This is a genomic window from Blastococcus sp. SYSU DS0619, from assembly GCF_054051035.1.
In genome coordinates, this window is sequence record NZ_JBJHAM010000003.1 from 72,754 (window position 1) to 93,025 (window position 20,272).

Annotated in this window: 22 protein-coding genes; 4 read left to right on the forward strand and 18 right to left on the reverse strand. The window is 75.8% G+C overall.

Going from position 1 to position 20,272, the window contains the following annotated elements:
- Window positions 1-51: 51 nt before the first annotated feature.
- The 11 genes from smc to ACI79T_RS05270 all read right to left on the reverse strand — a co-directional run bounded on the left by smc (window position 52) and on the right by ACI79T_RS05270 (window position 12,238).
- Window positions 52-3,618: a chromosome segregation protein SMC gene (gene smc / locus ACI79T_RS05220; protein ID WP_456608987.1), complete on the reverse strand. Its 3,567-nt coding sequence runs from the start codon at window positions 3,616-3,618 to the stop codon at window positions 52-54.
- Between the two features lie 94 nt (window positions 3,619-3,712).
- Window positions 3,713-3,904 carry a hypothetical protein gene (locus ACI79T_RS05225; RefSeq protein WP_456608988.1) on the reverse strand — a complete coding sequence of 64 codons (192 nt, stop codon included), beginning with the start codon at window positions 3,902-3,904 and terminating at the stop codon, window positions 3,713-3,715.
- Between the two features lie 167 nt (window positions 3,905-4,071).
- Complete coding sequence (gene mutM, locus ACI79T_RS05230) at window positions 4,072-4,950, reverse strand: bifunctional DNA-formamidopyrimidine glycosylase/DNA-(apurinic or apyrimidinic site) lyase (protein ID WP_456608989.1); 879 nt, start codon at window positions 4,948-4,950, stop codon at window positions 4,072-4,074.
- Between the two features lie 4 nt (window positions 4,951-4,954).
- On the reverse strand, window positions 4,955-5,740 hold the full coding sequence (gene rnc / locus ACI79T_RS05235; RefSeq protein WP_456608990.1) for a ribonuclease III: 786 nt from the start codon (window positions 5,738-5,740) through the stop codon (window positions 4,955-4,957).
- Window positions 5,741-5,750: 10 nt separating this feature from the next.
- The gene (gene rpmF, locus ACI79T_RS05240) at window positions 5,751-5,930 is read right to left on the reverse strand and encodes a 50S ribosomal protein L32 (protein WP_014377519.1); all 180 of its coding nucleotides are present in this window, start codon (window positions 5,928-5,930) and stop codon (window positions 5,751-5,753) included.
- Between the two features lie 2 nt (window positions 5,931-5,932).
- Window positions 5,933-6,568 (reverse strand): YceD family protein, encoded by a 636-nt coding sequence (locus ACI79T_RS05245; RefSeq protein WP_456608991.1) that lies wholly within the window; start codon window positions 6,566-6,568, stop codon window positions 5,933-5,935.
- Between the two features lie 116 nt (window positions 6,569-6,684).
- Complete coding sequence (locus ACI79T_RS05250) at window positions 6,685-7,380, reverse strand: hypothetical protein (protein ID WP_456608992.1); 696 nt, start codon at window positions 7,378-7,380, stop codon at window positions 6,685-6,687.
- On the reverse strand, window positions 7,377-7,862 hold the full coding sequence (gene coaD, locus ACI79T_RS05255) for a pantetheine-phosphate adenylyltransferase (protein WP_456608993.1): 486 nt from the start codon (window positions 7,860-7,862) through the stop codon (window positions 7,377-7,379). The genes ACI79T_RS05250 and coaD overlap by 4 nt, the downstream gene beginning before the upstream one ends.
- Window positions 7,859-8,413: a 16S rRNA (guanine(966)-N(2))-methyltransferase RsmD gene (gene rsmD / locus ACI79T_RS05260; RefSeq protein ID WP_456608994.1), complete on the reverse strand. Its 555-nt coding sequence runs from the start codon at window positions 8,411-8,413 to the stop codon at window positions 7,859-7,861. Before rsmD ends, coaD begins: the two co-directional genes overlap by 4 nt.
- Window positions 8,414-8,432: 19 nt before the next feature.
- A complete protein-coding gene (gene recG, locus ACI79T_RS05265; RefSeq protein WP_456608995.1) occupies window positions 8,433-10,625 on the reverse strand; it encodes an ATP-dependent DNA helicase RecG in 2,193 nt (730 codons plus the stop codon).
- A 2-nt stretch (window positions 10,626-10,627) separates the two neighbouring features.
- Entirely contained in the window at window positions 10,628-12,238 is a 1,611-nt protein-coding gene (locus ACI79T_RS05270; RefSeq protein WP_456608996.1) for a DAK2 domain-containing protein, read from the reverse strand.
- 186 nt (window positions 12,239-12,424) lie between these two features.
- Here ACI79T_RS05270 and rpmB point away from each other — a divergent pair, with 186 nt between their 5' ends.
- The gene (rpmB, locus tag ACI79T_RS05275) at window positions 12,425-12,616 is read left to right on the forward strand and encodes a 50S ribosomal protein L28 (RefSeq protein WP_104523111.1); all 192 of its coding nucleotides are present in this window, start codon (window positions 12,425-12,427) and stop codon (window positions 12,614-12,616) included.
- A 120-nt stretch (window positions 12,617-12,736) separates the two neighbouring features.
- On the opposite strand, the gene ACI79T_RS05280 is transcribed toward rpmB, so the two are convergent.
- The 4 genes from ACI79T_RS05280 to ACI79T_RS05295 are packed head-to-tail and all read right to left on the reverse strand — an operon-like array spanning window position 12,737 to window position 15,423.
- The gene (locus ACI79T_RS05280) at window positions 12,737-13,249 is read right to left on the reverse strand and encodes a GNAT family N-acetyltransferase (RefSeq protein WP_456608997.1); all 513 of its coding nucleotides are present in this window, start codon (window positions 13,247-13,249) and stop codon (window positions 12,737-12,739) included.
- A 5-nt stretch (window positions 13,250-13,254) separates the two neighbouring features.
- Window positions 13,255-13,881 (reverse strand): cytidylate kinase-like family protein, encoded by a 627-nt coding sequence (locus tag ACI79T_RS05285; protein ID WP_456608998.1) that lies wholly within the window; start codon window positions 13,879-13,881, stop codon window positions 13,255-13,257.
- Window positions 13,869-14,399: a GNAT family N-acetyltransferase gene (locus tag ACI79T_RS05290; RefSeq protein WP_456608999.1), complete on the reverse strand. Its 531-nt coding sequence runs from the start codon at window positions 14,397-14,399 to the stop codon at window positions 13,869-13,871. Before ACI79T_RS05290 ends, ACI79T_RS05285 begins: the two co-directional genes overlap by 13 nt.
- Window positions 14,383-15,423, reverse strand: a complete 1,041-nt coding sequence (locus ACI79T_RS05295; RefSeq protein WP_456609000.1) for a thiamine-phosphate kinase — start codon at window positions 15,421-15,423, stop codon at window positions 14,383-14,385. Before ACI79T_RS05295 ends, ACI79T_RS05290 begins: the two co-directional genes overlap by 17 nt.
- Before the next feature lie 92 nt (window positions 15,424-15,515).
- On the opposite strand from ACI79T_RS05295, the gene ACI79T_RS05300 reads away from it, so the two are divergent.
- Together ACI79T_RS05300 and ACI79T_RS05305 are read left to right on the forward strand one after the other, a co-directional pair.
- Complete coding sequence (locus tag ACI79T_RS05300; RefSeq protein ID WP_305999819.1) at window positions 15,516-15,749, forward strand: Lrp/AsnC ligand binding domain-containing protein; 234 nt, start codon at window positions 15,516-15,518, stop codon at window positions 15,747-15,749.
- Between the two features lie 11 nt (window positions 15,750-15,760).
- On the forward strand, window positions 15,761-16,333 hold the full coding sequence (locus ACI79T_RS05305) for a DUF3515 domain-containing protein (protein ID WP_456609001.1): 573 nt from the start codon (window positions 15,761-15,763) through the stop codon (window positions 16,331-16,333).
- Between the two features lie 14 nt (window positions 16,334-16,347).
- Here ACI79T_RS05305 and ACI79T_RS05310 read toward each other — a convergent pair whose 3' ends face one another.
- Both ACI79T_RS05310 and ACI79T_RS05315 read right to left on the reverse strand, forming a co-directional pair.
- Window positions 16,348-17,025, reverse strand: a complete 678-nt coding sequence (locus tag ACI79T_RS05310) for a hypothetical protein (protein ID WP_456609002.1) — start codon at window positions 17,023-17,025, stop codon at window positions 16,348-16,350.
- On the reverse strand, window positions 17,022-18,158 hold the full coding sequence (locus ACI79T_RS05315) for a D-alanine--D-alanine ligase family protein (RefSeq protein ID WP_456609003.1): 1,137 nt from the start codon (window positions 18,156-18,158) through the stop codon (window positions 17,022-17,024). Before ACI79T_RS05315 ends, ACI79T_RS05310 begins: the two co-directional genes overlap by 4 nt.
- 98 nt (window positions 18,159-18,256) lie before the next feature.
- Between ACI79T_RS05315 and ACI79T_RS05320 the strand changes: the two genes are divergently transcribed.
- Window positions 18,257-19,060, forward strand: coding sequence for a CDP-alcohol phosphatidyltransferase family protein (locus tag ACI79T_RS05320; RefSeq protein WP_456609004.1), 804 nt, complete (start codon window positions 18,257-18,259; stop codon window positions 19,058-19,060).
- On the opposite strand, the gene ACI79T_RS05325 is transcribed toward ACI79T_RS05320, so the two are convergent.
- Window positions 19,031-20,173: a cystathionine gamma-lyase gene (locus ACI79T_RS05325; protein WP_456609005.1), complete on the reverse strand. Its 1,143-nt coding sequence runs from the start codon at window positions 20,171-20,173 to the stop codon at window positions 19,031-19,033. The genes ACI79T_RS05320 and ACI79T_RS05325 overlap by 30 nt on opposite strands.
- Window positions 20,174-20,272: the final 99 nt, after the last annotated feature.

Consider the following 20,272-nt stretch of genomic DNA (forward strand, 5'->3'; position numbering starts at 1 on the left):
TGTGGATGCGGGTCCCGATCCGCAGGCAGAGCTTCCTATGCCGGAGGTCGGTCAGGCGGGTTCGGCCTCCCGCAGCCGCTGGCTGATGACGCCGGTGATGCCGTCACCGCGCATGCTGACGCCGTAGAGGGCGTCGGCGATCTCCATCGTCCGCTTCTGGTGGGTGATGACGATCAGCTGCGAGGTGGACCGCAGCTGCTCCACGAGCACCAGCAGCCGGCCCAGGTTGACGTCGTCGAGCGCCGCCTCCACCTCGTCGAGCACGTAGAACGGCGACGGGCGGGCCCGGAAGATCGCCACCAGCAGGGCGACCGCGGTCAGCGAGCGCTCCCCACCGGAGAGCAGCGACAGCCGCTTGACCTTCTTGCCGGGCGGGCGCGCCTCTACCTCGACACCGGTGGTCAGCATGTTCTCCGGGTCGGTGAGCACCAGGCGGCCCGAGCCCCCGGGGAACAGGGTGGCGAACACCTGCTCGAACTCGCGGGCGACGTCGGCGAAGGCCGCGGCGAAGACGTCGTGGATGCGGCCGTCGACCTCCCGGACGACGGTCAGCAGGTCCCGCCTGGTGTTCTTCAGGTCCTCCAGCTGGGTGGCGAGGAAGGTGTGCCGCTCCTCCAGGGCGGCGAACTCCTCCAGCGCCAGCGGGTTCACCTTGCCGAGGGTGGCGAGGTCGCGCTCGGCGCGGGCGACCCGCCGCTCCTGCACCGCCCGATCGTAGGGCTGCGGCTCGGGCACCGGCTGCCCCGCCGCCTCGGCCTCGGCCACCAGCTGGGGCGCCGGGGGCACCGGCGTCGCGGGGCCGTACTCCCCCACCAGGGTCGGCAGGTCGACGCCGAACTCCTCGGCGGCGCGGCCCTCCAGCGCCTCGATGCGGTACCGCTGCTCGGTGCGGGCCACCTCGTCGCGGTGCACCTCGTCGGTGAGCCGGTCCAGCTCCGCGGTGGCCGTGCGCACCCGGCCGCGCACCTCCAGCAGCTCGGCCTCGGCGGAGCTCCGGGAGGACGCGAGCGCGTCCCGCTCGGCGGCGGCCCTGGCCAGGGAGGAGCCCAACGCCACCAGGGCGGCGTCGGCGTCCTGCCGCACCCGCGCGGCCACGGCCGCGCCGCGTTCCCGCGCGACCCGCGCCGCGGCGGCCCGCTCCCGGGCCGCCCGCTCCTGCCGGGCCTGGCGGCGCAGCGACTCGGCCCGGCCCTGCAGCGCCCGCGCCCGCTCCTCGGCGGTGCGCACGGCCAGCCGCGCCTCCGTCTCCGCCTGCCGGGCCGCGGCGACCTCGGCGCGCAGCCGGTCGCGGTCCTCGGTGGGCGGCTCGTCCTCGACCGGCGCGGCCTGCGCGTCGGCGAGCCGGCCCTCCAGGGTGGACAGCGCGGTCGTGGCCCGCTCCAGCGACTCCTCCGCGCGCACCCGGGCGGCGGCGTGCCGGTCGGCCTCGGCGGCGGCGGACCGGGCGGCCGCACCGAGCTCGGCCAGCGCCGCGGCCTCCGCGGAGCGGCTGCGGTCGGCGGCCTGCCGGGCGGCGAGTGCGGCCTCGACGTCGGCGGACCGGTCCCGGGCCGCGCGGCGGGCCTCGGCCAGGTCGTCGGCGAGCCGCGCGGCGTGCGCGGTGGCGGCGGCCAGCTCGGCGCCCGCCTCGTCGACCCGCGCGCGCAGCTCCAGGTTCGACGGCGCGTCGGTCTGCCCGCCCAGGGCCCAGTCTGCGCCGAGGAGGTCCCCGGTCGCGGTGACGGCGCGGACCCGGGGGTGGGTGCGGACCAGCCGGACGGCGGCGTCCAGGTCGGGCACCAGGGCGACCCGCTCCAGGGCCCGGGCCAGCGCGGGCCGCAGCGGCTCGGCGGCCTGCACCGCGTCCAGCGCCCAGCGGGCGCCGTCGGGGAGCTCCGGCCAGCCGTCGCGCGGGACCGGCGGCAGCCCGCCGGTGACGAGCAGGCCGGCGCGGCCGCCGCCGGTACCGGTCAGGTGGGCGAGCGCGGCGGCGGCCTCGGCCACCCCGGAGACGACGACGGCGTCGGCCATGCCCCCGAGCGCGGCGGCGACGGCGACCTCGTCCCCGGGTGAGACGGTCAGCTGCTCGGGCAGCGGCCCGATCACGCCGGCCAGCCCGGCGCCGAGCACCGCCGCCGCGCCGTCGGCCGGCGTCAGCCCGAGGGCCAGGGCGTCCCGCCGGGCCATCCAGGAGGCGCGGTCGCGCTCGGCGGCCCGCTCGGCCTCGGCGAGCTCGGTCACCCGGCGGGCGGCCGCGGCGTGGGCGGCGAGGGCGTCCTCGTGCGCGGCGACGAGCACGACGTCGCCGTCCTCCTGGTCGGCGACCCGGCCCCGGCGCTCGGCCAGCTGCTCGGCGGCCACCTCCGCGCGGTCGGCGGCCTCCGCGGCGGCCAGGGTCAGCCGGTCGATCTCGGCCTGGCCGGCACCCACCCGCGAGCGCGCCGCGGCGACCTCGCCGGACAGCCGGGCCAGGCTCTCCCGGCGGTCGGCCAGCGCCCGGGCCGCCGCGACCCAGGCCTTCTCCGCCTCGGCCAGCGAGCGCTCCAGCTCGGTCCGGCCGGCCACGACCCGGGCCAGCCGGTCCCGCTCGGCGGCGAGCCCCGCGGCGAGCTCGGCCTCGGTGGCGGCGACCTTGTCGGCCTCGGCGTCGAGCTGCTCGGGATCGCGGCCGGTCGCCGTCGCGGGGGCCGCCGCAGAGAGGTGACGGTGCCGCTCGGCGGCCAGCTGGGAGACGCTGCGGAAGCGCTCCCCGAGGGCGGAGAGCCGGTACCAGGTGTCCGACGCCGCCTGCAGCCGGGGCGCGCCGGCGGCGAGCTCGCTCTCCAGCTGGGACTCCCGCCGGGCGACGACGGCGAGGTCGCGCTCCACCACGGCGCGGCGCTCACGGGCCGCCGTCTCGTCGGCGACGTCCCGGTCCAGGGCGTCGCGCAGCTGCACGAGGTCGTCGGCGAGCAGCCGGAGGCGGGCATCGCGCAGATCGGCCTGGACCCCGGCCGCGCGGCGGGCCACCTCGGCCTGCCGGCCCAGCGGCTTGAGCTGGCGGCGCAGCTCCGCGGTGAGGTCGGCCAGCCGGTCGAGGTTGGCCTGCATCCCGTCGAGCTTGCGGAGCGCCTTCTCCTTGCGCTTGCGGTGCTTGAGGACGCCGGCGGCCTCCTCCACGAAGGCGCGCCGGTCCTCCGGGCGGCCGGAGAGGACGGCGTCGAGCTGGCCCTGCCCGACGATGACGTGCATCTCCCGGCCGATGCCGGAGTCGCTCAGCAGCTCCTGGACGTCGAGCAGCCGCACCTTGTCGCCGTTGATCTCGTACTCGCTCTCACCGGAGCGGTACATGCGGCGGGTGATCGACACCTCGGTGTACTCGATCGGCAGCGCGCCGTCGGAGTTGTCGATGGTGAGGGTGACCTCGGCGCGGCCGAGGGCGGGGCGGCCGGCGGTGCCGGCGAAGATGACGTCCTCCATCTTGCCGCCGCGCAGGCTCTTCGCGCCCTGCTCGCCGAGGACCCACGAGATGGCGTCGACGACGTTGGACTTGCCCGACCCGTTGGGGCCGACGACGGCGGTGATCCCGGGCTCGAGCCGCAGCGTGGTGGCGGACGCGAAGGACTTGAAGCCCTTCAGCGTGAGGCTCGACAGGTGCACGGGAAGAGGACTCTAGCCCCGGAACGGCGTGGTCAGGGGAGCTGCGGGGCCGGTGGTGCGGGTGGTACGCGGTCGTCCGGCCCGTGCGGTGGCGTCAGGCGAGCGCGGGCTCGGCGCTGTCGCCGGCCAGGGAGAGCAGCTCGTGGGCGATGGCGGCGTCCCGCTGGGCGCGCAGCTCGGCCAGCTCCAGCTCGAGCCGGCGGACCTTGGCGCGCAGGACGGCGTTCTCCTCGGCTACGCGGAGTTCCGCAGGGGTGACGACCGAACCGAACAGGGCCTTGGCCATGGCTGTGACGGCCTTTCAGAGCGAGAGGGAGTGACCGGCGCCCCGGGAAACGGTCGGCGCGGGCTGGGTCACCTCAGGGTGACACCAGCCGATCCGCAGGTCAACGGCGGCCGCGCGGGGCTCCCGTGTACGGGTGATGTCGTCTTCGTCACGTCGAGGTGACGAGCTCAGCCCTTCCGGCGGGCCCGCGGGCGCGGCTGGCAGACCGGGCAGCTGTAGCTGGAGCGGTTCATGAACTGCTCCCGGACGACGGCCGTGCCGCACCGCGGGCAGGGCCGGTCCTCCTGCCCGTAGACGGCCAGGTGGCGCGAGAAGTAGCCGCTCTGCCCGTTCACGTCGACGTAGAGGGAGTCGAACGACGTCCCGCCCTGGGCCAGCGACTCGCCGAGCACGTCGCGAACACCCTCCAGCAGGTCGGCGACCTGCGCGCGGGTGAGCTTGTCGGTGGGCCGCGCGCCGTGCAGCCGGGCGCGCCACAGCGACTCGTCGGCGTAGATGTTGCCGACCCCGCCGATCAGGGTCTGGTCCAGCAGCGCCCGCTTGACCTCGGTCCGGCGCCGGCGCAGCGCGGCGGTGAACCCGTCGACGTCGAAGGCCGGGTCGAGCGGATCGATGGCGATGTGCGCGAGCCGGGCCGGGATCCCCTCGCCGTCCGACTCCTCGACCGCCAGCCCGCCGAACGTCCGCTGGTCGACGAAGCGCAGCTCGCGGCCGCCGTCGGTGAAGGTGAACCGGGCCCGCAGGTGGGTCTCGTCGGGCGCCGAGCGCTTCTCGACCAGCAGCTGACCGCTCATGCCCAGGTGGCCCACGAGCGCCCGGCCGGACGGCGTCCCCTCCGGCTCGGCGAGCGGCAGCCACAGGTACTTGCCGCGCCGGTGCGCCGCGGTGACGGTGCGCCCGGTGAGCGCCTGGACGAAGTGGTCGGCGCCCTCGAGGTGCCGCCGGACGGCCCGGGGGTGGTGCACCTCGACGGTCGCCACGGTCCGGCCGGCGACCCACTGCTCCAGGCCCCGGCGCACCACCTCGACCTCGGGCAGCTCCGGCACGGGTCTACTCCTCCGACAGGGCGCGCCAGGCCGTCTCGGCGGCCTCCTGCTCGGCGGCCTTCTTGGTCCGGCCGGTGCCGGTGCCCCGGACGAGGCCGGCGAGCAGCACGGCGGCGCTGAACGTCTTGGCGTGGTCGGGCCCCTCGTCGTCCACCTGGTAGACGGGCGCGCCGAGGCCCTGGGCGGCGCCGAGCTCCTGGAGGCTGGTCTTCCAGTCCAGGCCGGCGCCGCGGGTAGCCGACTCGACCAGCAGCGGGTCGAACAGCCGGTGCACGACCGCCGAGGCGCTGTCCAGCCCGCAGCCGACGTGGATCGCGCCGATCAGCGCCTCGAGGGCGTCGGCGAGGATCGAGTCCTTCTCCCGGCCGCCGGTCGTCTCCTCACCGCGGCCGAGCAGCAGGTGCGGGCCGAGCCCGCCGTCGCCGAGCCGGCGGGCGACCTTGGCCAGCGAGGTCATGTTGACCACAGAGGCGCGCAGCTTGGCCAGCTGTCCCTCGGGCAGGTCCGGCTGGCTGCGGTAGAGCTCGTCGGTGACGACGAGGCCGAGCACCGAGTCGCCCAGGAACTCCAGGCGCTCGTTGGTCGGCAGGCCGCCGTTCTCGTACGCGAACGACCGGTGGGTGAGCACCAGGGACAGCAGGCCGTCGGGCAGTTTGACGCCCAGGGCGTCGGCCAGCCAGGCGGCGGCCCGCTCCGCGTGCCCCTCCCCACCGGGGGCGGCCGCCGGGGGACGGCCGTCGGCGGCACCCTCGGAAGGGTGCTCGGCGGCCGTCGTCCCTCCGGCGGTCACGTCGGGCGGTTCAGACCGAGAGGACCTGGCGACCGTCGTACTGGCCGCAGGTCGGGCACGCCTGGTGCGGGGGCTTGAGCTCGCCGCAGGCGCGGTTCGGGCACGGCGACAGGGTCGGCGCGGTGGCCTTCCACTGCGACCGGCGCATGCGGGTGTTGGCGCGCGACATCTTCCGCTTCGGAACGGCCACGATCAGTTCTCCTCTGGGGTGGTGGATTCGCCGGGGGTGCCCGACGAGGAAGCAGTGGTGCCAAACTTCGCCGCGAGGCCGGCCCAGCGGGCGTCGACGACCTCGTGCGCGTGATCGGCGGGGAGGTCGTCCAGCCGCTGCCCGCAGTCGACGCAGAGGCCGGAGCAGTCCTCGGTGCAGACCGGGGCCAGCGGGAGGCTCAGGACGACGACGTCGCGGGCGAGCGGCTCCAGGTCGAGGAAGTCGCCCTCGATCCGGCGGACCTCGTCCTCCTCGCTCGTCGCCTCGGTGGTGCTGCCCGAGTAGGCGTACAGCTCCTGGACGTCGAGGCGGAGGACGTCCTCGATCGGCTCCAGGCAGCGCGCGCAGGAGCCGGCGACCGGGACCGAGAACTCGCCGGTGACCAGCACGCCCTCCATGACCGACTCCAGCCGCAGGTGCAGGTGGACGTCGGCGGCCTCGGGCACGCCGAGCAGCTCCACCCGCCAGTCGCCGGGCGCCGGCGCGGTGCGGTCCAGCTCCTGCATCGACCCCGCCCGCCGGCCGAGCTCCCGGAGGTCGACCTTCCAGGGGTTGGCGGACGGACGCCGGTCCTCGTGAGGAGCGGCGCCGGAGCGGTTCGGCGAAGCAGCAGGCATGTCAGTACTCGCGGTCGGGAGCGGGAGGGGGTGGCCGGCCCGGGCGGGAGCCACGGGAGTCGGACCAGGGATCGAGACTACCCGATCCCCCGGGGGCATCGACCGTGCGGAAGGTCTCAGGGCTCCCGCAGGGTGCTACGGGCCTTGTCCACCGAGCGCAGCATCCGCTCCAGCGTCCCGCCGAACTCGGCCAGCCGGGTGTCGACGTACTCGTCGACCTCCGCCCGCATCTGCGCGGCCTCGGCGTGCGACTGCTCCCCGAGCTCGTCGGCGCGGGCGACGGCGGTGCGGTAGACCTCGGTCTCGGTGATCAGCCGCTCGTGCTCGGCCTGGGCCTCGGCGATCAACGCGGCGCGGTGCTGACGACCCTCGTCGATCAGCGCCTCGGCCTCGGCCTCCGCCTCCAGCAGGATCTGCTCGGCGTCGGCCTGGGCGGCGGCGAGCAGCTCGTCGCGCTGCCGCCGTGCGGTCCCGACGATCTCGTCGCGCTGGCGGCGGGCCTGGGTGAGCAGCTGCTCGCTGTCGGCGCGGGTCCGGCCGGTGAGGCGCTCGGCCTCGGCCTGGGCCTGCTGCAGGATCTCGGTGCGCTGCTCGACGATCGCGCCGGCGGCCTGCACGTCCTCGGGCAGCGACTCGCGCAGGTCGTCGAGCAGGTCCAGCACGTGGTCCCGCGGCACCATGCAGGAACTCGACATGGGCACGCTGCGGGCGTTCTCGATGACCGTGGTCAGCTCGTCGACGGTCTCGTACAGCCGGTACACGACCTCGGTCGAGGCGCCGCGGGGCGGACCACCACGGGGCGGCCGCGTCACGCGTCCTCCCGCCGGGCGTGCTCGGCCAGCCGGTCGTGGACGCCCTTGGGCACCAGCCGGGAGACGTCCCCGCCGAAGGTGGCGATCTGCTTCACCAGGCTGGACGACAGGTGACCGACCTGCGGCGCCGTCGGCACGAACAGGGTCTCGATGGCGGCCAGCTCGCGGTTCATCTGCGCCATCTGGAGCTCGTACTCGAAGTCGCTGACCGCGCGGAGGCCCTTGACGATCACCGGGATGTCGTGGGCGCGGCAGTAGTCGACCAGCAGCCCCTGGAAGCTGTCGACGGTGACGTTGGGGAGGTCGGCCACGGCCTCCCGCAGGAGCTCCATGCGTTCCTCGACCGAGAAGAGCCCGGCCTTGCCCGGGTTCACCAGGACGGCGACGACCAGTTCGTCGTACAGCCCGGCGGCCCGGTTGATGACGTCGACGTGCCCGTTGGTGACCGGGTCGAAGGAACCTGGGCAGACGGCACGTCTCACGGACGCCGACCGTACCGGAGCACGGCCTCGCCGTAGCGCCGCTCGCGCAGACCTTCCAGGGGTGTCGGCCACGCCCACCCCTGTTCGCGGCTGGACCGCTCGACCACGACGACGCCTCCGGGGGCCAGCCACTCCCCCGCGACCAGGGCCCGCAGCACGTCCTGCACCTCGTCGGCGGGCACGGCGTAGGGCGGGTCGGCGAGCACGACGTCGAAGGCCTGCGGAGCCGGGCCCGCCACCACGACGGGCACCGAACCGGCGACGACGCGGCCGCCCGGGAGGCCGACGGTGGCGAGGTTGGCCCGCAGCACGGGCAGCACCCTGGGTCCGGACTCCACGAACACCACGCTGCCCGCCCCGCGGGAGAGCGCCTCCAGGCCCAGCGCGCCGGAGCCGGCGTAGAGGTCGAGCACGGCGGCGCCGTCCAGCTCGACCAGCGAGCCCAGCGAGTTGAACAGCGCGCCGCGGGCCTTGTCGCCGGTCGGCCGCACCCCGGCCGGGGGCACCTGGAGCCGCCGCCCCCCGGCGACCCCGGCGATCAGCCGGGTCACCCCCGCACCGCCCAGCCGGTCACGCCTTCTCCAGCCACTCGGCGCGCTCGTCGCTGGCGAGGGCGGCCACCTCGGCCGCGAGCCCGGGGTGGTCGCCGAGCCCGCGCTCGGTGGACAGCAGCGCGGTGGCCTCGGTCCGCGCCTCGGCGATGAGCTCCTCGTCCTCCAGGAGGGACAGCAGCTTGATGCCGGACCGCCGGCCGGACTGCGCCGCGCCGAGGACGTCGCCCTCGCGCCTGGTCTCCAGGTCCAGCCGGGCCAGCTCGAAGCCGTCGGACGTGGATGCGACGGCGGCCAGCCGCTGGCCGGTCGGGGACGACGAGGGAGCGTCGGTGACCAGCAGGCAGAGGCCCGCGTGCCTGCCCCGCGCCACGCGGCCGCGCAGCTGGTGCAGCTGGCTGACGCCGAACCGGTCGGCGTCCATGACCACCATGACCGTGGCGTTGGGGACGTCGACGCCCACCTCGACGACGGTGGTGGCGACCAGCACGTCGGTCTCGCCCGCGGCGAAGGCGCGCATGACGGCGTCCTTCTCCTCGGGTGTCATCCGCCCGTGCAGGACGTCGAGCCGCAGCCCGGCGAGCGGGCCGCTGCGCAGCGCCTCGGCGACGTCCAGGACGGCCAGCGGGGGCCGTCGGTCGCTGCGACCCTCCTCCTCGGGGGGTGCGCCGTCGGCGTCCTCGGGCTCGTCGTCGGGGCCGGTGACGTCGCCGATGCGCGGGCAGACGACGTAGGCCTGCCGGCCGCCCGCGATCTCCTCGCGCAGCCGCTCCCAGGCCCGGTCGAGCCAGCCGGGCTTCTCCACGACCGGGACCACGGAGCTGGAGACGCCCCCGCGGCCGCTGGGCAGCTGCCGGAGGGTGGAGATCTCCAGGTCGCCGTAGACGGTCATCGCCACGGTGCGCGGGATCGGGGTGGCGGTCATGACCAGCACGTGCGGCGGGCGGCTGCCCTTGGCCCGCAGGGCGTCGCGCTGCTCCACGCCGAAGCGGTGCTGCTCGTCGACGACGACCAGGCCCAGGTCGGCGAAGTCCACGCCCTCCTGCAGCAGGGCGTGCGTCCCGATGACGATGCCCGCCCGGCCCTCGGCCACCTCGGCGCGGGCATGGCGGCGCGGGGCGGCCTTGAGCGAGCCGGTCAGGAGGGTGACGCGGGTGCCGGTGGGGTCGCCGTCGAGCTCGCCGGCGCGGCCCAGCGGCCCGAGCAGCGCGCGGATGCCGCGGGCGTGCTGGGCGGCGAGCACCTCGGTGGGCGCGAGCAGCGCGGCCTGCCCGCCGGCGTCGACGACCTGGGCCATCGCCCGCAGCGCGACGACGGTCTTGCCCGAGCCCACCTCGCCCTGGAGCAGCCGGTGCATCGGCTGGTCGCGGTCGAGCTCGGCGGCCAGCTCCTCCCCCACGGCCCGCTGGCCGTCGGTGAGGGCGAAGGGCAGGGCGGCGTCGACGGCGTCGAGCAGGCCACCGGGCTTCCGGGGGCGGGCGGTGCCGGGTTCCAGCGCGGCGGCCCGGCGGCGGGCGGCCAGCGTGAGCTGGAGCGTGAGCGCCTCGTCCCACTTCAGCCGGCGCTCGGCCCGCTCGACGTCCTGGCTGCTGGTGGGCCGGTGGATGTCGAGCAGCGCCGCCGGCAGGGAGAGCAGGCCGTGGCGGGTGCGGATCTCCTCCGGCAGCGGATCGGTGACGAGATCGGCCAGGTTGCCGGCGCCGCCCAGCAGCAGCTTCACCGACTTCTGGATGACCCAGCTCGAGACGTCCTTGCTGGCCGGGTAGATGGGCACCAGCTCGCGCGCCCAGTCGTCGTCGTCATCGTCGCCGCTGAGCAGCTGCATGTCGGGGTGGGTGAACTGCAGCTTGCCCTGGTAGGTGCCGACGGTGCCGGCGAACATGCCCCAGACCCCCGGGGCCAGCCGGGCGTGCTTGTGGCTGAAGAAGACCAGCTTCATCGTGCTGGCGCCGTCGCCGACCGTGACCTCGGTGATCATGCCGCGGCGCTGCCGCATGGGCCGGGTGCTCACGGTCTTCACCTGGGCGAGCACCGTCACCCGGTCCCCGGGCTGCAGGTCGTCCAGGCGGGCCAGCTCCCCGCGCCGCGCGTAGCGGCGCGGGTAGTGCCGGAGCAGGTGGCGGACCGTGTGGAGCCCGAGCTGCTCGGCCATGCTCGTGGCGGTCTTCGGGCCGAGCACCTTGGCCAGCGGCGTCTCCAGCGTCACCGCCACGGTCACTCCACCCCGATCTGCAGGGGGAGCGAGCTCGGGCCGCCGCCGTACCGGACCACCTCGATGGTGGGGTGGGCCGTCGAGAGGTGGCGGCACACCGCCTCGCCGAGCGCCGCGTCGGGGCCGACGACCAGAGTGGCCATCTCCCCGCCGGCCGACAGCAGCCGGTCCAGCAGGTCGCAGGCGACGGCGGCCGGCTCCACACCGATGACGACGACGTCGCCCTCCGCGGAGCCGAGGACGTCACCCGGCCGGCAGCGGCCGGCGGAGGTGAGCGCCTCCTGGTCGGCGACGGTCAGCTCGGCCCATCGGGTGGCGGCGGCGGCCTCGGCCATGGCGATGACGTCGTCGCCGAAGCGCCGCTCGCCGTCGGCGACGGCCACGGCGGCCAGCCCCTGCACCGGGGAGCGGGTGGGCACCACGCTGATCTCGCGGCCACCGGCCTCGCGCGCCCGGGTGGCCGCCCGGGAGGCGACCGGCAGCAGACCTGCGTCGTTGGGCAGGACGACGACCTCCTGCCCGCCGGAGGCGACGATCTCGTCGAACAGGTCGTCCTCGGTCACGCCGTCGGCGTCGCAGACGACCACGCCGACGCCCTCCGCCCGGAACAGCTCGGCGAGGCCGTCGCTGTGCACGGCGGCGACCACCGAGCGCCGGCCGGGCACCGGAGCGGCCGGGCGGACCGGCGCGAGCGGGGTGACCGAGATGCGGTGCGGGCGCCCGGCCTCGATGCCGGCCTCGATGGCGGCGCCGACGTCGGACACGTGGACGTGCACGTTCCACTCGCGGCCGGTCGGGGTGTCGACGCCGACGACGACGAGGCTGTCCCCCAGCGCGGCCAGGCGCTCGTGCAACCGGGCGACGGAGGACTCGTCGGCGTCGGCGAGCAGGTACTGGACCTCGCTGCCGGGGCCGGGCGGCGGCTGGTGCGGTGCGTGCTCGGAGTCCTGCCACCGGTGGTGGTGCCGGTCGGGACCGTCCAGGGCCGGCCGGACCGGCTGGACACCGGTGACGGTGCGGACGAGGGCGTCCAGGACCAGGGACAGCCCGGCGCCACCGGCGTCGACCACACCGGCCTCGCGCAGGACGGCGAGCTGGCCAGGGGTGCGCTCCAGGGCGGTGCGCGCGCCGTCGGCCGCGGCGAGCACCACGTCGGCGAGGCCGGTCCGCCCCTCGTCGACCGCCGCGACGGCCGCCTCCCCGCTCGACCGGGCGACGGTGAGGAAGGTGCCCTCCTCCGGGTCGGCGACGGCGGTGTAGGCGCTCTCCGCCGCCTTGCGCAGGGCGCCGGCGAAGGCGGGGCCGTCGGCCGGGGGCTGCTCGGCCAGCTGGTCGGCGAGGCCGCGCAGCAGCTGGGCCAGGATGGTGCCGGAGTTGCCGCGCGCGGCGAGGACCGCGCCCCGGGCGACGACGGCCCAGGCGGACTCGCCGTCACGGGCCGCGTCGAGCGCGGCGCGGGCGCCCTCCGCGGTGTGCAGGAGGTTGGTGCCGGTGTCCCCGTCGGGCACCGGGAAGACGTTCAGGTCGTCGAGCCGGCCCCGGGAGTCGGACAGCGCCTCGACCGCGGCCCGGCACCACTGACCGACCGCGGCGTCATCCAGCGCCAGCAGCACGGGTGGCAGGCTACCCACCCGCACCGACACGACCGCCCGTCGCGCACCCCCAGCCGGTCGACGAGGGGTCGTCCGGAGGGCACCGCGACGTCCGGCCCGAGGAGCGGTTAGACTCCATGACGGTTTTGATGCGGGTGCTGCCTTGCCCCGCCGTCTGTGAACGATTCTTTCTGGGAGTGATCAACCGTGGCTGCCAACTGCGATGTGTGTGGCAAGGGCCCCGGTTTCGGTATGTCGGTGTCGCACTCGCACCGGCGCACGCCGCGCCGTTGGAACCCGAACATCCAGTCCGTGCGGGCGCTGATCGCCCCCGGTAACCGTCGCCGGATCAACGCGTGCACCTCGTGCATCCGCGCCGGCAAGGTCGTTCGCGCCTGAGCTGAGGGGCGCCGCCCCCACTGGACGACAGAACCCCGGAGGTCTCCGACCTCCGGGGTTCTCCGCGTGTCCGGACGCCGCCCGGCACGTGGACCGACGAGCTCCCCACCAGCGGCAACGTCACGCTGTGGACGACGGGCTTCGTCCCGTTGCGAGGTCCTTCTCGAGCAGGACCACGGGGTCCCAGTCGCTGTGGAAGCCCCGTCGGCCGACCTCCCGGAAGCCCTGGTCGCGGTAGTAGTCCCGCAGCCGGGCGTTGGCCTCGACGCAGTCGAGCCGGAGGTGCGCCCGACCGGCGCCCGCGACCTGCTCCTCCGCCCACGAGAGCAGACCCGCACCGATCCGCCGGCCGGCGTGCGCCCGGACGACCGCGAGACCGTGCACGTAGCCCGCGTCGTCCGGCCGCATCCCCCAGACGTCCGGGTCGGCCCAGAGCAGTCGCAGTGCGCCGACCAGCTCCCCGCCGGCGATCAGCACGTGCCACTCCCCCGCCGCCACCTGCCCGGCGATCTCGCCACGGCCGACCTCACCCGGACGCCACTGCCGGATCCCGGTGTCGACCATCCACCGCGCGCGCTCCTCGCGCAGTGCGTGCAGCGCCGCGACGTCGGCCCCGGCTGCGGGCCGCGGCATGCGGCTCACCGGCCGAGCCCGCGCCCCCTCGCCGCGGCGACCACGATGTCCACGACCGTGTCCAGCGGCAGCGCCGTGGTGTCGACGACCACGTGGTAGTGGCCGGCCGCGGCGGGGTCGCAGCGGTAGAAGTGCCGCACGTACGCCTCCCGGGCCCGGTCGTTCGCCGCCATCTCGCGCGCCACCTCGTCGCGGGGCCGCCCCGACCGCGCCACCGCGGCAGCCAGCCGCCGGTCCCGCGGACCGTCGAGCCGCACGTGCAGCGCATCGGTCCGGTCCCGCAGCACCATCGCACCGGCACGGCCGAGCACCACTCCGCCGCCCCCCGCCGCGATCTCGCCCAGGACGCGCTCGGTCTGGTCCCGGTAGGCCCGGGCGTCGGGCAGCGTCGCCCCCGGGACGACGGCGCCCACCGGGTCGGGCATGGTCCCCAGCGACTCCACCAGGCGCCACAGCCCACGGACGACGGTCTCGTCGTTGGCCTCGGCCTCCTCCACCGGGACGCCGAGCCGCCCGGCCACCTGCGCCGGGATCGCCCGGTCGTGGAACGGGAGCCCCAGCCGCCCGGCGACCGCCGGCCCCACCTCCGCGCCCGCGGCACCGTAGGGCGCCGAGATCGTCACGATGCCCACGTCGCCTCCTCGTCGGTGCCCACCGGGGCCAGATCCTTGCCGAGGAAGACCGCGTCCGGGGCGCAGGCGTACACCCCGTAACCCGGAACGGTGACGTAGCCGATCTCCCGGTACAGCGCGACCGCCTCCGGCTGCTTCTGCCCGGTGTTGAGCACCGCCGACCGGTGACCGGCCAGCGCGGCGGTGGCCTCCAGCTCCGCCATGAGCACCTGCGCCAGTCCACGCCGCCGGAACGCGGGTCCCACGTACAGCCGCTTGATCTCGACGCCGCCGGGCGGGTAGATGCGCCACGCGCCGCAGCCCGCGGCCTCGCCGGCCACCTCCGCGACCAGGAAGAGCCCGGCCGGCGGCAGGAACTCCGCCGGGTCGACGACGGCCGCGTCACGGCCGCCGTACCGGGCCACGTACTCCTGCTGCACCGCCTCGACCATCTCCTGCGCCAGCGGGTCGTCGTAGGGCACCGGACGCAGCCGGGCCACCGACCCGTCCCGCAGCACCCGCTCAGCCGAAGTGGACATGCCCCGCCTTCTCCGCTCCCACCGACATCAGCGCGTCCGCCGCCGCCACGCCGTCCACCCGTACCCCCGGACCGGGCTTGCCCTGCCGGACCACCCCGATCGCCGTCCACCCCTCCGGCAGCGACACCTTCTTCGGGAACGTCGCCAGCAGGGCGTGGTCCTCGCCGCCGGTGAGCACCCACGCCATCGGGTCCACGCCCAGCGCCGAGCCCACCTGCTGCAGGGGGCCGACCGGCTCCAGGCACGCCTGCACGAGAGCGGCGCGATCGAGGTCGAACACCACACCGCTCGCGTCGGCGAGGTGCGCGGCGTCGGCCACCAGGCCGTCGCTCACGTCGCACATCGCGGTGGCGCCGGCCTCCGCCGCGGCCGGCCCGGCCGCGTACGGCGGCGTGGGCCGCCGGTGCGCCGCCACGACCGCCAGCGGGCTGGTGAAGCCGCGGCGCAGCACCGCCAGGCCGGCCGCCGACCACCCGAGACGGCCGGCGAGCGCGATCACGTGACCGGGCCGGGCGCCGGAGCGCAGCACCGGCGCCCGGCCGCCCAGGTCGCCGAGGGCGGTGACGGACAGCACGATGCCGGCGCTGTCCGGCGCGGCGGCGACGGTGTCCCCGCCGACGACGGCGGCCCCCAGCGGCGCGCACTCGTCGGCGAGCCCGGTCGCGACACCCTCCAGCCAGCTGGTGGGTGTGTCGGCCGGGCAGGCGAGCCCGACGACGAGCGCGGTCGTCCGGCCGCCCATGGCCGCGACGTCGGCCAGGTTGGCGGCGGCCGCCTTGTGCCCGACGTCCTCGGCCGACGACCAGTCCCGCCGGAAGTGCCGGCCCTCCACGAGGACGTCGGTGGTGACGACGACCCGCTGATCAGGGGTGCGCACCACGGCCGCGTCGTCGCCGGGCCCGACGTCGGCGGCCTCCGCCGTCCCGGAGCGGGCCAGCACGCGGGCGATCACGCCGAACTCGCCGACCACCCGCACGGTGTCGGCCGGATCGCCGCGCGGGACCAGCGGGCGGGGTCGGCTCATCGGTGCTCTCCAGTCGCTGCGGTAGGTTGCCGACGAGTCCGCCAGCCGGCGGGGACGACGTCTCGGCACTGTTGCCGGAGGAAGGATCTCCCGTGGTCCACGCCTACATCCTCATCCAGACCGAAGTCGGCAAGGCCGCCCAGGTCGCCTCGACCATCAGCGAGATCAGCGGCGTCACCAAGGCCGAGGACGTGACCGGCCCGTACGACGTCATCGTCCGCGCCGAGGCCGACACCGTCGACGACCTCGGCCGGCTGGTCGTCGCCCGCGTGCAGTCGGTCGACGGGATCACCCGGACGCTGACCTGCCCGGTCGTCAACATCTGAGCGGTCGCCCCGTGGACCCGCTGCGCCGGGCCGCGATCCTGATCACGGCGATCACCCTGCCGGTGGTGATCGCGCTGATCGTCCTGGTCAACGTCCTCGGCGACCCCGGCGCCGACGACCCGTCGGCCGACCCGGACGTCCCGGCCGACGTCGAGGGCGCGGCCCCCGTCCGCCCCGAGGACCTCCCCGTCCTCGAGCTGGACACCCCGCCGGTCACCCCGGAGGCCGAGGCGTCCTGCACCGACCTGATGGGCAACCTGCCCCTGGAGCTGGCCGGGCAGCCGTCGCGCCGCGTGCAGTCGGAGACGCCGTTCGTCTACGCCTGGGGCGAGCCGCCGGTCGTGCTGACCTGCGGGGTCGAGCGGCCCCCCGGCTGGACCGTCGGCGCCTCCGCCATCCAGATCAACGGCGTGCAGTGGCACGTCGACACCAGCGACCCCGACGCCACCGTGTGGACGGCGGTGGACCGGCCGGTCTACGTCGAGGTCCGGCTGCCCGCCGGCGTCGACAGCGCGCCGGTCACCGCCCTCACCGTGCCCCTGGCCGAGGCGCTCCCCTACCAGGAGCCCACCCCCGGCCCCTGAGCCCGCACGAGCGCTCACGCGGGGGGCAGGAGCGCCAGCTGCTCCTCGAGCACGGCACCCACCTCCCGGACCGCGTCGTCGCGCGTCGCGGCCACGGCCGTCACCGACACGCTGAAGACGCCGTGCCAGCACCACGCGAAGGCGGCCGGGTCGGTCAGCCCCGCCTCCGGCACGGGGGTGTCCACGGTGAGCAGCCGGCAGTTCGCGGGCAGCTCGGGCGGGTCGACGCTCAGCATCCCCCCGTAGAGCTCCGCGTCGTTGCGGGCCAGGTCCTCGGCGTAGGAGCCGGCGCCGGCGCGCTGCTCGAACTGGTCGACGAACACCCCGGTGATCGGGCCGGACTCCCGCCCCCAGAAGCGCTCCCAGCCGAACCGGTAGCCGTAGCTCTCCAGCACCGCGAGCTCGCGCTCGGGATCGGGCGCGTACGCGGCGACGTCCTCCAGCCGCTTGGCCCCGGCCGGTGGCCGCACCTCGTCGTCGGGCAACCGGGGCAGCCCGGACGGGACCTCCTCGACGACCAGTCGCTCGAGCTGGGCCGACGAGGTCGGCCGGTCCGACGGCGGCACCGCCGTCGCGACGCCGTCGACCGCCCGCCCGCACCCGGCCGGCAGCGACGCGGCGACGACGAGGAGAAGGACGAGCCGGCAGCGGGCGGCGGCCGCGCCACCGCGGGCCGGCCGCCCCGGGATCACCGGCCCGGCCGTGCGCCGTCGGCCAGCGCCCCGCTGACGAGGCGGTCCACCAGCTCGGCGAAGTCGACGCCGGTGGCCGCCCACATGCGGGCGAACATCGAGATCGGCGTGAACCCGGGCATCGTGTTCACCTCGTTGATCACCAGCCGGTCGGCGCCGTCGGGCCCGGTGCCGAGGAAGAAGTCCACGCGCGCCAGCCCCCGGCAGTCCAGCGCCAGGTAGGCGCGGCGGGCGGCATCCTGCACGGCGGCGACCCGCTCGGGGGCGAGGTCGGCGGGGATGTCGAACTCGGCGGCGTCGTCGAGGTACTTCGCGGCGAAGTCGTACCAGTCGACGCCGGGGCGCAGCCGGATCTCGGCCGGCAGGCTGGCCTCGGGCAGCCCGGAGCCGCGGGCGGCGAGCACGCCGCACTCGATCTCCCGGCCGGGGACGGCGGCCTCCACGATCACCTTGCGGTCGACCGCGGCGGCCGCGGCGACGGCGGCCGGGAACTGCGCCCAGTCGGTCACCTTGGTGATGCCGATGCTCGACCCGGCGCGGGCCGGCTTCACGAAGACCGGCAGACCGAGGCGCTCGCGTGCCGCGTCGTCCAGGACGGCCGGGTCGGCGCACACGGCGCCGTGCTCGTCGCGCAGGACGACGTGGTCGCCCTGCGGCAGGCCGGCCGCCGCGAGGAGCTTCTTGGTGAACTCCTTGTCCATGGACGCCGCGCTGGCGAACACCCCGGAGCCCACGTAGGGCAGCCCGGTCATCTCCAGCAGGCCCTGCACCGTGCCGTCCTCGCCGAAGGTGCCGTGCAGCACGGGGAAGACGACGTCGACCTCGGTGAGCGCCCGCCCGATGCCCTCGCCGGGGTCGAGGACGGCCAGCCCCCGCGCCGCCGGGTCGCCGACCAGCGAGACCGCCGTGCCGCCGGTGACCTCGGGCAGCGCGCCGTCGGTGATCGTGAGCTGCTGGTCGGCGTCGGGCAGCACCCAGCGGCCGTCCCGCGCGATGCCGACGGGCACGACCTCGTACCGCTCGGGGTCGAGCGCGGCCATCACGCTGCCCGCCGAGACGCAGGAGATCGCGTGCTCCTCGCTGCGCCCCCCGAAGAGGACCGCCACACGCACCCTGCCCGCCTGTCCGCTCATCGCGGGAACCCTAACCGAGGCCGGTTCCCGGCCCCCGCCGCGACGTCCGGTGCACGCGCCGTGCCGCCGGTCGCACCGTGGTGTGGCAGCCTCGTCGCGTGCAGGAGAACTCGCCCATCCCCCCGGCGACCGGGTCGGCGGCGGCCCCGGAGCCGGCCGCCCCCGGGTACTCCGGCCGGTTGCGCCTGGCCGGCGCGGCGGTGCACCTGTACACCGCCAGCGGCTCCGTGCTCGGCCTGCTCATCGTCCTGGCGGCCTTCGAGGGCGCGGTGGAGACCGCCCTGTGGCTGATCCTCGCGACGCTGTTCATCGACGGCACGGACGGGATGCTGGCCCGGCGCACACGGGTCAAGCAGACGATCCCCTGGTTCGACGGTGCCCGGATGGACGACATCGTCGACTACCTGACCTACGTCTTCGCCCCGGTCGTGCTGCTCTGGACGACCGACCGGCTGCCGGGAGGCGCCCTGGGCTGGGTCCTGGCCGCGCTGCCGCTGGTCGCCTCCTGCTACCAGTTCTGCCGGGTGGACGCGAAGACCGAGGACCACTACTTCCTCGGCTTCCCGAGCTACTGGAACGTGGTGGCCTTCTACGCGATCGTCCTCGACATCGGCACCACCGGGGTCGGCATCGCGCTGGCCGTCCTGACCGTGCTGATCTTCGTGCCGGTCAAGTACGTCTACCCGTCGCGCACCAAGCTGCTGCGCGGCGTGAACCTGGGGCTGGCGGCGGTCTGGCTGGTCGCCTCCGCGGTGCTGGTCGTCCAGTACCCCGACCCGAACCCGCTGGTGGTCGCGCTGAGCATGCTCTACCTCGTCTACTACTTCGGCGTGAGCATCTGGCTCACCGTGGCCGGCAACCGCCGGGCCGGGTCAGCCGAGGGCGTCGAGCGCGCGGGATAGGTCGGCGACCAGGTCGGCGGTGTCCTCGATGCCGCAGGACAGCCGGACGAAGCCCGCGGGGACGGCGTCCCCGCCCCACTGCGCCCGCCGGTCGATCGTGCTGTGCACGCCGCCGAAGCTGGTCGCCGCCGCCCACAGCCGGCTGGCCCCGAGCAGCCCGGTGACCGCCGCCTCGTCGGGCAGCTCCGCGGACACCACGCCGTTGGGCCGCAGCATCTGCTGCGTGGCCAGCGCGAACGACGGGTCGGACGCGCGCCAGGGCCAGCGCAGGCCCGTGACGGCGGGATGCCTGGCGAGCAGCTCCACGACGGCCGCCGCGTTCGCCGCCTGGCGGGCCAGCCGCAGGTCCAGGGTGCTCATCGAGCGGTGACCGAGCCACGCCTCGAACGGCCCCGGGGTGCTGCCCGTCCGGTCCCGGAAGCCCTTGACCGCTGCGTACAGGTCGTCGTCGGTGACGGTCACGTGCCCCAGGAGCACGTCGCTGTGCCCGGTGAGCGCCTTGGTGTCGCTGCCGACGGTCAGGTCGGCCCCGAGCGCCAGGGGGCGCTGGCCCAGCGGCGTGGCGGTGGTGTTGTCGACCGCCACGAGCGCGCCGGCCGCGTGGGCGGCCCCGGCGACGGCGGCGATGTCGCAGACGTCGAGCTGCGGGTTGCTCGGGGTCTCCAGCAGCACCATGCGGGCGCCGGCGAGCCCGCCGTCGCCGGCGACCCGGCCGATCTCCGGCGTCGGCACGTACTGGACGTCGATGCCGAAGCGGGCCAGCTCCTCGGCCGCGAGCAGCCGGGTCGTGTAGTAGCCGTCCGAGGGCAGCACGATCCGGTCGCCGCTGCGGGCGCACGCCAGGACGGCCGCGGTCAGCGCCGCCATCCCGGTGGCGAAGGACAGGCAGCGGCCGCCGTCCAGCTCGCCGACGGCGTCCTCGAAGTGCCGGAACGTGGGGTGCTCGGTGCGGGCGTAGGCGTCGACGCCACCCGCCCGCGGCGGCTGGTCGGCGAGGTGGAAGGGCGCCGCGAAGACCGGCGAGGGGCGCAGCGGCGCACCCGGCACGGCCGGGTCCTCCCCCGCGCGCACCGACCGCGTGCCGTCCCCGTAACCACCTAGCTGTCCGCTCACTGCACCCTGTTCGCTCCCGCGGGGCGCTCCGCTCCTCGCTCGGGGATCCAGGCCGGTTCCGCGGTCGGTCCGCTCCTCGCTCGTCCCTCGCTGCGATGC